Here is a 9,962-nt window from a genome sequence, read left to right as displayed (position 1 = left end):
GAAGGACACGGTATGAGCGGGTCGAAACGCGTTACCCTGCGCGCGTCGCAGATCGTCACCGCGTTCGGGCCGGGATCGATGGTCGACCTGCCCACCCGGTCGGTGGTGATCGGCGGGCTGGACCTGTGGCACATGCGCGAACGGGACAGCTGGCGGCCGATCCACGAACCCCGCGCGGTTCAGGTGCTGGAGGCGTTGCTGCGCGCGACCGGGCGGTTGGGTGACGGCATCGCCCTGTCGCTGCGTACCCCGCCGGTGGACGACGAGGGGCAGCAGGGGCCGGGGCGGCCTGGCCGCCAGCCGCCGGGGATCGAGGCGCGCATCTTTCCCACCTGGTTCGTCGCGCGCGATGCCGAACCGGTCGCCGTACCCGACGCCGGCCAGATCCGCCGCCGCCGGCTGGTACGCTGGCGCGATCTCGACCCGCGTGGCCGGACCGACTTCATCGATGACGACGGTCGCCGCCTCGGCGTCACCCCGATCCGTTTCGTCGCCGGCTGCAAGAAAGGGCATCTGCAGGATATCGACTGGGGCTATGCGGTTCATCCCGGCGCCACCGGGCGGTGCGGGCAACCCCTGTGGCTGGAAGAGCGCGGCACTTCCGGCGATCCGCGCTCGACCCGGATCGTCTGCGCCTGTGGTGCGGCACTGTCGCTGCACGACGCGCAGGCGACCGGCCGGTTCGGGGACTGTCGTGGCCGCCGGCCATGGCTGCCGACACCGGAGCCCGGCGGCTGTTCGGAAAAGCTCCGCTTCCTCACCCGGACCGCGACCAACGGCTATTTCCCGCAGGTGCTGACGGTGATCTCGCTACCCGCCGCCGAGGATGAACTGACCCGCCTGATCGAACAGCATATGGATGCCTTGAGCTGGGTCGAATGCGAACGCGACAGCGCCGCCGCACGCAAGTCGAACCCCGCGCTGCGGGCCGCGCTGGAGGGATGGAGCGACGCCGATGTGCTCGCGCGCATCGGCCAGTTGCGGCACGCGCAATACCAGGCGATCGAGAAGGCGCCGAAGGTCGCCGAGTTCGATCTGCTCGCTTCCGGACTGGACGAGATCGGATCGGATACCGCGGATGCCAAGCTGCACGCCCGCACCCTGGCCCGCGCCGACTGGGACGGCGACCGCCCCCGCCTCGCCCCGATCGCGTCCGTCGTCGCGGTGCATCGCCTGCGCGAAGTGTCGTGCCTTTACGGCTTCACCCGCTTCGAAGCAGCCCCGACCGCGATCGACGGCGATCTGGAGGAATTGACCATCGCGGTGGAGGGCGCGGCGCTGGCGACCGATCTGGAATGGCTGCCGGCGGTCGAGCAACTGGGCGAGGGCGTCTTCCTCCGCTTCGATCCGGCGGTGCTGGCGGCCTGGGTGGCGCGACCGGCGGTGGCGGTGCGCGGCGAAGCCCTGCACCGCGGCTGGTGCCGCTGGCGCGACGGACAGCCCTATGCCGACCGGCTGCGCTTCCCCCGCCTCGGCTATTACGCGATCCACGGCTTCTCCCATGCGCTGATGAACGAGATCGCGCTGGAATGCGGTTACCCCGCCACCGCGATCAAGGAACGGCTATACGCGATAGTGGACGACGAGCCGCGCTTCGGCCTGCTGATCTACACGGCCAGCACCGGCGCGCAGGGGACGCTCGGCGGGCTGCTGGCGGTGCTGCCCGGGCTGGGAGCGATCGCCGAACGCGCGCTGGATGCACTCGCCTTGTGCTCCGGCGATCCGATCTGTGCCGAACACGATCCCGACGATCATGCCGACGAACGCTCGCTCAGCGGGGCGGCCTGCCACAGTTGCCTGCTCGTCGCGGAAACCAGTTGCGAGGCGCGCAACCTATACCTCGACCGGGCACTGGTATCGGCGACGATCTCGACCCCCGGCACCGCCCTGTTCGCCGGATAGCGACCGGCGTGGGGGGGGGGCGTTGGGCATTCCTTAAAGTTCGCGGTCTATGCCGGCGATCATGACCTTGATACGCCTCTTTTCCCGCCTGATGCGACCGATGCTGGCCGACGGCCGTGGCGCCACGGCCGTCGAATACGGACTCATCCTCGCGCTGGTCGTGCTGGCGATGATCGGGGCTCTGGGCAACTTCGGGCGCGGTTCCACCAGTATGTGGGCCAATGTCAGCGAACGTGTGGTTAACGCCCGATAATCAAAGGCAAATAAAACCACCCTTAAACATTCCTCAACCTACGCCCGGGTAATGAATGAGGGTCGATCCGGACTATCCGGCACGACCGGGTACTGAAGCTTCGCCAACGATGGAGACCGGAATGAAGACGATTCGCACCATTTTCAAGAACAACAAGGGCGCCACCGCGATCGAATACGGCCTGATCGCAGCGCTGATCGCCGTCGCCGCCATCGGCGCCATGACCAGCCTGGGCACCAAGCTCAACTCGACCTTCAACATGGTCGCCAACAACATGAAGTAATCGTCCCCGCAGGATGATTACCACGCAGGGGCGGCGGACTTTCGGGTTCGCCGCCCCTGTCATGTCCGGGACGATGTTTCTAGAGCCGACCCATCTTCAGGAACTTGGCACGGCGTTCGCTGCGCAGTTGCTGCGCGGACAGCGGCGTCAGGTCGGCTAGCGCCACCTCGATCGCATCGCCCAGCGCGGCGATCGCGGTCACGGGCACGCGGTGCGCGCCGCCCAGCGGCTCGGGGACGATCGTGTCGATCACCCCCAGCGATTTCAGGTCCTGCGCGGTCACCCGCATTGCCTCCGCCGCGTCGGGCGCCCGGTCGGCGGTGCGCCACAGGATCGAGGCGCAGCCCTCCGGGCTGATGACCGAATAGACCGCATGTTCGAACATGATGACCCGGTTGCCCGCCGCCAGCGCGATCGCGCCGCCAGAGCCACCCTCGCCCACCACCGCCGCGATCACGGGGACGCCGGCCGCCAGACACGCCTCCGTCGACCGCGCGATCGCCTCGGCCTGACCGCGCTCCTCCGCCTGGATACCGGGGAACGCGCCGGACGTATCGACCAGCGTCACCACCGGCAGGCCGAATCGGTCGGCCAGTTCGACCAGGCGGATCGCCTTGCGATACCCCTCCGGCTTGCCCATCCCGAAATTGTGGCGAAGCCGGCTGGCAGTGTCGTCGCCCTTTTCGTGGCCGATCACCAGAATCTTGCGACCGCGGAAAGTCGCGAACCCGCCGAGGATCGCCTGATCGTCGGCGAAGGCCCGGTCCCCGGCCAGCGGCAGCCATTCATCGAACAGCCCGGCGACATAATCGCGGAAATGCGGACGTTCCGGATGGCGGGCGACCTGCGTCTTCTGCCACGGCGTCAGCTTGGCGAAGGTATCGCGCAACAGCTTGTCGGATTTGGCCTGAAGCCGCTGCACATCGGCGGCGATATCGACATCGCCGTTGGCAGCGGTTTCGCGCAGTTCGTCGATCCGCCCCTGCAATTCGGCGATCGGCTTCTCGAAGTCGAGGAAACTTGGCATCGGCGGCGGTTAGGACCGGCGGCCGGGAAGGTCAACGAGCGGATGCCGCGTCGTCACCAGTTCGACCAGTCGCGACGCGTCGACATGCGTGTAGATTTCGGTCGTCGCGATGTCGGCATGGCCCAGCATCGTCTGCAGCGCCCGCAAATCCGCGCCCCCCGCCAGCAGATGGGTGGCGAAGGCATGGCGCAGCACATGCGGGCTGACCCGGTCGGGCGGGATGCCGGCATCGGCCGCCAGCGCCTTGATGAGCTGATACAGGCGGATGCGGGTCAGGTGGCCGCGGCCCGATGGAAACAGATAGGCCCGCTCCGCCGGCACATTCACCCGCCACGCCGCCACTGCCGCCCGCGCGCGATCGGATAGCGGGACGAGGCGTTCCTTGTCCCCCTTGCCCCGCACAATCAGATAAGGCCGGTCGGGTGCCACCGCATTGCGCGGCAGCGAGACGAGCTCGGTCGCGCGCAGTCCCGATCCGTAAAGCAGTTCGACCAGCGCGGCGAGCCGCAGGTCGGCGGCGACCGGGTTCGCGGCCGCCACCCGCTCGGCGATAACCGCAAACAGCCGGTCGACATCGGCATGGCTCAGCGCCTTGGGCAGCGGCCGGGTGGCGCCGGGCCGGGGCAGCGCCACGCCCGGATCGTCGGCACGATGCCCCTCGTCGTGCAGAAAGGCGAAGAACCGCCGCAATGCCGCCGACTTGCGCGCGACGGTAGGAGTGGCGAGCGCGCGCCACTCGTCGGCCAGTCGGGCCAGCGCATCCGCCCCCGCCCCCGCCAGGCCACCGTCTAGTACCGTCGAGGCGAGCGACAGGTCGCTGCGATAGGCGGCAATCGTGTTCGCCGCGGCCCCCGCCTCCGCCGCCATCATTTCGAGGAATCGGTCGATCAGCGCGCGGTCGGAAGGGCCGGTCACGCGCGCGCGATCGCCTCGGCCGCGATCATCCGCGCCTCGCCCTCCAGCCCGACCGCGCGCAGTGCCGCGACGATGCGATAGAGCGCGGCGGGCGGCACGCCGCGCCACCCGGCCGTCTGCATACCCGTCGCCGCGAGCAGCGCGACCGTACCGGGCTGGCCATCGCCCACGGCCCGGTCGAGCGCGCGGGTCCAGCTGTCCCCGGTACCGATCGGCACCCCCAGTTCCTGCGCCAGCGGCGTGACGTCGGCGGTGGCGATCCGCCCCAGCCCTGCCAGTCCGGCGAAGAACAACCGCCGCTTCACGTCGCCGCCGCCATATCCCTGCACGTCGCCCGCGCCGAACCGGCGGCGCGCATCGGGATCGGCGAGTGCGATCATCGCCCATGCGTCGCTGCCCGCCGGGGCCATGCCGGCCCAGCGCGCGGCACTGCGATCGAGCCCGGCCGCCAGCATCGCCGCGACGAGCCGGTCGACCCCCTCCACCCCGCCGCGCACCGGCTGGCGCACGGCCGCGCGTGCGGTGAGGACCAGGCGCGCATAATTCGGCTCGTCACCCCATAGCCGCCGCAGTGCCGCCATCCGGACGGCAGCGTCGGCATCGGCATAGGCGGTGCGCAGATCCTCGGCGGCCGCCTTTGCCGTGGAGGCGCTATCGTCGTCCGCGGCCAGTACGCCATACAGATCGACCAGCGCGACGTTGGACAATACGCCCTGCGCCGCCGCCGCCTCCGCCGCGGCCAGCCGGTCGGCGGGCGACAGCATCGGCAACAGCGCGCGCCAGCCCGTCACCTGCGGACCGGCGGCAGCGATCAGTGCGTCGGGCATCGCCGCCCCGGTGGCGGCGGCCAGACCGAATCGCCAGATCGTCAGCCGGTCGACCATGTCCCATTCGATCGTGACGGCCTGCCGCCCCTGCCCGCCGGCACCGATCACCTTCTGCGCCAGCCGCAGATCGATATCGCTGGCGAAGCGACGGCGGCGGACCGCGGCCAGCCCGGCGCGCGCCGCACGGCCATTGCCGGCCAGCGCCGCACAGATCGGCTGGGCCAGCGCCCAGGCGCCCTCGCGTGTCCCGGCGAAACCGGCATCGGCGAGCGGGCACAGACCGGCCGGATCGCCCGTCGCCAGCATCGCGTTGAGCGCGACCTGATAGAGCTTGGCGGTGTAGTCGGCATTGTCGACCCGTTGCACCAGCGCCTGGGCCGCCACCGATTCGCCCATGCGCAGCAACAGCCACGCCCGCTCCGCGGCGTAGTCCGCGCCGTTCAGCCCCGCAGGCGTATCCAGCTCGGCCGTCAGCGTGCGTCGCAGCAGGATCGACAGCCAGCGGGACGGCAGCGGCGCGGCGGTGCGCCGCATCAGCGCCTCCAGATAGCCGCCATCGGCATCACCGAATGCGTCCGCCGCGACCTCGTCCGTTGCGCCGACACGGGTCAGCGATCGACGGGCGAACAGCGGCATCTCGTATGCGGCCAGCGTCGCCCGGTCGACCGGGGTGGGGCTGGCGGTCGGGCTCGGCGACGGCGTATCGAGCGGCAGCGGCTGCACCACGGCGCCGTCGGGGTCGCTCGCCGGAAGGGCCGGCGTCGACGCGGGTGCGGGTGCGGTCGTCGTCGCGCGTGGGACGGGCGTCGGCGGCGTACCGCGCGGCGTGGCCCCGCCACGTGGCGGGGCGGCTCGCGTCGCCGCAGGGCGCGGCGGTGGTGCCGGATCGCCGAAACCGGGGGGCAGGATCGATTCGGGGCGGTCCTGCGCCGTCACCGCTACCGCGGTCGCGGCCAGCAGGACGGCGGCCAGCGCCTTACTGGAGGTTCGCAAGCACGACCTGCTTTTCGACCTGGGTGACCGGCCGCTCGCCGCTGCGGCCAGCCAGCAGGAACAACCCGCCCACCACCACGACGAGGATGACGGCGATGGATACGATCAGGCGGGACATGGGCAAACCTCGGTACGGACGCGAACAGGCGGATAGATAAAGATATGGCTGCAACACGCGCTTTTGCGTGGACGCGTCCCGGCTGTATAGCGCGGCCAACGATGATGCAAAGCCACTCCCCCTGGACCGGCAGGCCGATCGTGCTCGTCGGGTTGATGGGCGTCGGCAAATCCACGGTCGGTCGCCGGCTGGCGGTGCGGCTGGCGGTACCGTTCGCCGATGCCGATCATGAGATCGAATCGGCCGCCGACATGTCGATCACGGAGATTTTCGCCGAATATGGCGAACCTTATTTCCGGGACGGCGAGCGCCGGGTGATCGCCCGCCTGATGGACGGCACGCCCAAGGTGATCGCCACCGGCGGCGGCGCGTTCGTGAACGACGAGACGCGCGCCCTGATCCTCGCGCAATCGACCGCGATCTGGCTGAACGCGCATCCCGACGTGCTGGCAGAGCGGGTCAAGCGGCGCGATACCCGCCCCCTGCTCCGCGGGCGCGATCCGCGCCGCGTGCTCGCCGATCTCGCCGAACAGCGCGATCCGTTCTACGCGCAGGCCCACATCCATATCTCCAGCCAGCGCGGTCCCCATGAGGCGACCGTCGCGGCGATCCTGAAAGCGATCGGACGATGACCCTTTCCACCGATACCGTCGATGTCGCGCTGGCCCCCCGCACGGTGATGGTCGAACTGGGCACGCGGCGTTATCCGATCGTGATCGAAAATGGCGTGCTGGCACGCGCTGCCGATCACCTGGCGCCGCTGGCCCGGGGTCGCACGATGGCGATCGTCACCGACGAGCATCTCGGGACGCATCTGGCGACGCTGGCCGACGGATTATCGGCGGCCGGCGTCGCCACCGAGGCATTGGTCCTGCCGGCGGGAGAGGCGACCAAGAGCTGGTCGACGCTGGAGCGGGTATGCGACTGGCTGTTGCGGCTGGGGGTGGAACGCGGCGATCATGTCGTCGCGCTCGGTGGCGGAGTGATCGGCGATCTGGTCGGCTTCGCCTGCGCCATCCTCAAGCGTGGCTGCGGCTTCGTGCAGATTCCCACCACCCTGCTGGCACAGGTCGATTCGTCGGTCGGCGGCAAGACCGCGATCAACACCGCCGCCGGCAAGAACCTGATCGGGGCCTTCCATCAGCCCGCACTGGTATTGATCGACCCGACCGTCCTCGACACGCTTCCCCCCCGCGAATTGCGGGCCGGCTATGCGGAGGTCGTGAAGTACGGCCTGATCGACGATGCGAATTTCTTCGCATGGTGCGAGGAGAACGGGGCGTCGCTGCTGGCCGGCGATCCGGCGGCACGGCTCCATGCGATCACCCATGCCGTTAGCGCCAAGGCGCGGATCGTCGCGGCCGACGAGCATGAGACGGGCGGCATCCGCGCCCTGCTCAATCTGGGCCATACATTCGGTCATGCGCTGGAGGCGGAGGCCGGGTTCGATGGCCGCCTGATCCATGGCGAGGGTGTGGCCGCAGGAATATGCCTGGCCTTTCGCTACTCGGTGGCTCGCGGTCTGTGCCCTGTCGCCGATTCGGACCGAGTCTCTGCCCATTTTCATGACATCGGCCTGCCCGATGGACTCGCGGCCAGCGGCATCACGGCAGACGGTGTGCAATTAGTGGCACATATGCGGCACGATAAAAAAATGGCGGCGGGAACGCTGCCGTTTCTCCTCGTCCGGGGCATCGGCGCGACCTATCTCGACCGGACCGTTGATCTTGTTGATATCCAACAGTTTTTGGACAAAGAACCAAAATAGTTCCAAAATGGGGCAGATGTGCAGCCTATCGGCTGGAACAAATAACAGGCACTGGAATTTTTAACTCGATCTGAGTTAGTGTCAGCATGTGACCACGCTGATCCCTCCCCCCGCCGATCTGTTCCTGCGCGAAGACGCCATCCGTGGCGGCATGGACCTGATGCTGTTCGCTCACAGCCGCCACCTCCGCAAGGCAGACGAGGAACTGTCGCGCTGGGGTCTGGGCCGGGCCCATCACCGCGTCCTCTATTTCGTGGCGCGCCGTCCGGAGATGACGGTCGGCGAACTGCTGGCAATTTTGGGCATTGCTAAGCAATCGTTTGCCCGCGTTGCCAGACAGTTGACCGACAAGGACCTGCTCAGCCAGCGGCCGGGCGATCGCGACCGCCGCCAGCGATTGCTGACCCTCACCGACGCGGGGGCGGAGCTGGAAATGGCGCTGTTTGCGGACATGCGGCACAACATGGCGCAAGCCTATGCCGCAGCAGGCGGCCCGGCGGTCGCCGGGTTCTGGATGGTGATGCAAAATCTGATGGGCGAAGAAGCGCGCGGGCATTTTTCCCGGCTGCATGGCATCGGCGGCGGCGGCCCTCGTTACCCGGCGATGGCATCCGCCAGCAGCCCGACCGACAACGCGTAGAAGTTCGAGCAATTGTAATCCAGGATGACGCGGTAATTGCCGGTCAGGAGATAGGCGGTCGCCCCCTCCCCGTCCGGCTCCATCAGTGTCGCCTGCACGCTGTCCGCCGGCCAGACGCCACCCTGCGGCACCAGCCCCAGCGCGCGCCATTCCGCCATGCTCCGCCAGCCGCTGTGGCGCTGGAATACGCGCGGGCAGCGGGGGCTGACCAGCGTGTTGCGGATCGCCGCGCGATCGAACCCCGCCGGTACCGACACGGCTACTCCCCAAGGCTGGCCACGCCGCCAGCCCGCGTCGGTGAAATAGTTCGCGATCGAGGCGAGCGTGTCGGGCTGGCTGTTCCAGATGTCGGCGCGGCCGTCGCCATCGCCGTCCCGCGCGACGCGTAGATAGATAGAGGGCAGGAATTGGGGATTGCCGGTCGCGCCAGCCCAGCTGCCCTTTAACTGCGACCGCGGCGTACCGCGATCGATCATCGTCAGCGCGGCGATCAGTTCCCCCTCGAACAGCGAGCGACGCCGCCCGTCAAACGCCAGGCTGGCCAGCGACCGGACGAGATCGAAATTGCCGGTATAGGCGCCATAGTTCGTCTCATGCCCCCAGATCGCGACCATGATCGATTCGGGCACCCCGGTCTGCGCCTCGATCGCCGTCAGCCGGGGCCGCTGCGCCTGATAGACGCTGCGCCCGCGCCCGATCCGCGCCGCATCGACATGCTGGACACGGTAGGGCGCGAATGGCGAGAAGCTGGTGCTCAGGACATTGCCCGGCTGACCGCGATCGAGTTCGACGACCCGGGGATTGAGGGTCAGTCCGGCGAATTCGCGGTCGACCGTCGCGCCCGCCACGCCCTGCGCCACCGCGCGGGCCCGGACACCGGCCAGATAGGACTGGAACGGATCGTCCTGTGCGACGGCGGGCGTGGTGACGGCAAGGGCGGCGGCGACCAGCACCGATTTTGTGAACGACATGGCTGCGGCTTGTCGCGGGCTATCGTCCGATCGGCAAGTCCCGACCGTCGTTGGGGTTGCACGGATCGGCGCGGACGCTATCGAAGGGCTCGCATCCATCGTCCCTGCCGGCGATCGATCCGGGAAGAGTGTCCGAGTGGTTTAAGGAACCGGTCTTGAAAACCGGCGAGCGGGCAACCGTTCCGTGGGTTCGAATCCCACCTCTTCCGCCAGAAATCATTGATTTTGCTGATTTTTTTGGGCCGGATTAGGATCTACCCTAACC

At 68.6% G+C, this 9,962-nt stretch carries 11 protein-coding genes and 1 tRNA gene; 7 read left to right on the top strand and 5 right to left on the bottom strand.

The features are described 5' to 3' along the window. Positions 1 to 12 precede the first annotated feature (12 nt). The 3 genes from drmB (at position 13) to ABD719_RS16475 (ending at position 2,438) form a co-directional block, all read left to right on the top strand. Positions 13 to 1,902, top strand: a complete 1,890-nt coding sequence (gene drmB, locus ABD719_RS16485) for a DrmB family protein (RefSeq protein ID WP_344694457.1) — start codon at positions 13 to 15, stop codon at positions 1,900 to 1,902. A 49-nt stretch (positions 1,903 to 1,951) separates the two neighbouring features. Continuing rightward, on the top strand, positions 1,952 to 2,155 hold the full coding sequence (locus ABD719_RS16480; RefSeq protein WP_344694456.1) for a Flp family type IVb pilin: 204 nt from the start codon (positions 1,952 to 1,954) through the stop codon (positions 2,153 to 2,155). A gap of 121 nt (positions 2,156 to 2,276) precedes the next feature. Then, entirely contained in the window at positions 2,277 to 2,438 is a 162-nt protein-coding gene (locus ABD719_RS16475) for a Flp family type IVb pilin (protein ID WP_192129592.1), read from the top strand. 79 nt (positions 2,439 to 2,517) lie between these two features. Here the strand turns inward: ABD719_RS16475 and ABD719_RS16470 are convergent, their stop codons facing one another. From ABD719_RS16470 to ABD719_RS16455, 4 genes are read right to left on the bottom strand one after another with little or no spacing between them, the layout of a single operon-like run. After that, entirely contained in the window at positions 2,518 to 3,465 is a 948-nt protein-coding gene (locus ABD719_RS16470; RefSeq protein WP_344694455.1) for an acetyl-CoA carboxylase carboxyltransferase subunit alpha, read from the bottom strand. Between the two features lie 9 nt (positions 3,466 to 3,474). Further along, entirely contained in the window at positions 3,475 to 4,380 is a 906-nt protein-coding gene (locus ABD719_RS16465; protein ID WP_344694454.1) for a tyrosine recombinase, read from the bottom strand. Then, positions 4,377 to 6,200: a hypothetical protein gene (locus ABD719_RS16460; protein WP_344694453.1), complete on the bottom strand. Its 1,824-nt coding sequence runs from the start codon at positions 6,198 to 6,200 to the stop codon at positions 4,377 to 4,379. Before ABD719_RS16460 ends, ABD719_RS16465 begins: the two co-directional genes overlap by 4 nt. Further along, positions 6,184 to 6,318, bottom strand: a complete 135-nt coding sequence (locus ABD719_RS16455; protein WP_274602270.1) for a hypothetical protein — start codon at positions 6,316 to 6,318, stop codon at positions 6,184 to 6,186. Before ABD719_RS16455 ends, ABD719_RS16460 begins: the two co-directional genes overlap by 17 nt. 101 nt (positions 6,319 to 6,419) lie before the next feature. On the opposite strand from ABD719_RS16455, the gene ABD719_RS16450 reads away from it, so the two are divergent. From ABD719_RS16450 to ABD719_RS16440, 3 genes are all read left to right on the top strand, one after another. Continuing rightward, positions 6,420 to 6,950 carry a shikimate kinase gene (locus tag ABD719_RS16450; RefSeq protein ID WP_344694452.1) on the top strand — a complete coding sequence of 177 codons (531 nt, stop codon included), beginning with the start codon at positions 6,420 to 6,422 and terminating at the stop codon, positions 6,948 to 6,950. Next, positions 6,947 to 8,086 (top strand): 3-dehydroquinate synthase, encoded by a 1,140-nt coding sequence (aroB, locus tag ABD719_RS16445; RefSeq protein WP_344694451.1) that lies wholly within the window; start codon positions 6,947 to 6,949, stop codon positions 8,084 to 8,086. The genes ABD719_RS16450 and aroB overlap by 4 nt, the downstream gene beginning before the upstream one ends. An 88-nt stretch (positions 8,087 to 8,174) precedes the next feature. Next, complete coding sequence (locus ABD719_RS16440; protein ID WP_425567194.1) at positions 8,175 to 8,726, top strand: MarR family winged helix-turn-helix transcriptional regulator; 552 nt, start codon at positions 8,175 to 8,177, stop codon at positions 8,724 to 8,726. On the opposite strand, the gene ABD719_RS16435 is transcribed toward ABD719_RS16440, so the two are convergent. Then, on the bottom strand, positions 8,681 to 9,697 hold the full coding sequence (locus ABD719_RS16435; protein WP_344694450.1) for a lytic murein transglycosylase: 1,017 nt from the start codon (positions 9,695 to 9,697) through the stop codon (positions 8,681 to 8,683). The genes ABD719_RS16440 and ABD719_RS16435 overlap by 46 nt on opposite strands. Before the next feature lie 122 nt (positions 9,698 to 9,819). On the opposite strand from ABD719_RS16435, the gene ABD719_RS16430 reads away from it, so the two are divergent. Next, positions 9,820 to 9,909: transfer RNA gene (locus tag ABD719_RS16430), tRNA-Ser, on the top strand. Positions 9,910 to 9,962: the final 53 nt, after the last annotated feature.

This window comes from Sphingomonas cynarae, from assembly GCF_039537815.1.
Taxonomy (GTDB): domain Bacteria; phylum Pseudomonadota; class Alphaproteobacteria; order Sphingomonadales; family Sphingomonadaceae; genus Sphingomonas; species Sphingomonas cynarae.
The sequence above is the reverse complement of the archived record's forward strand: the minus strand, read 5'-3'. Positions and strand labels throughout refer to the sequence as shown.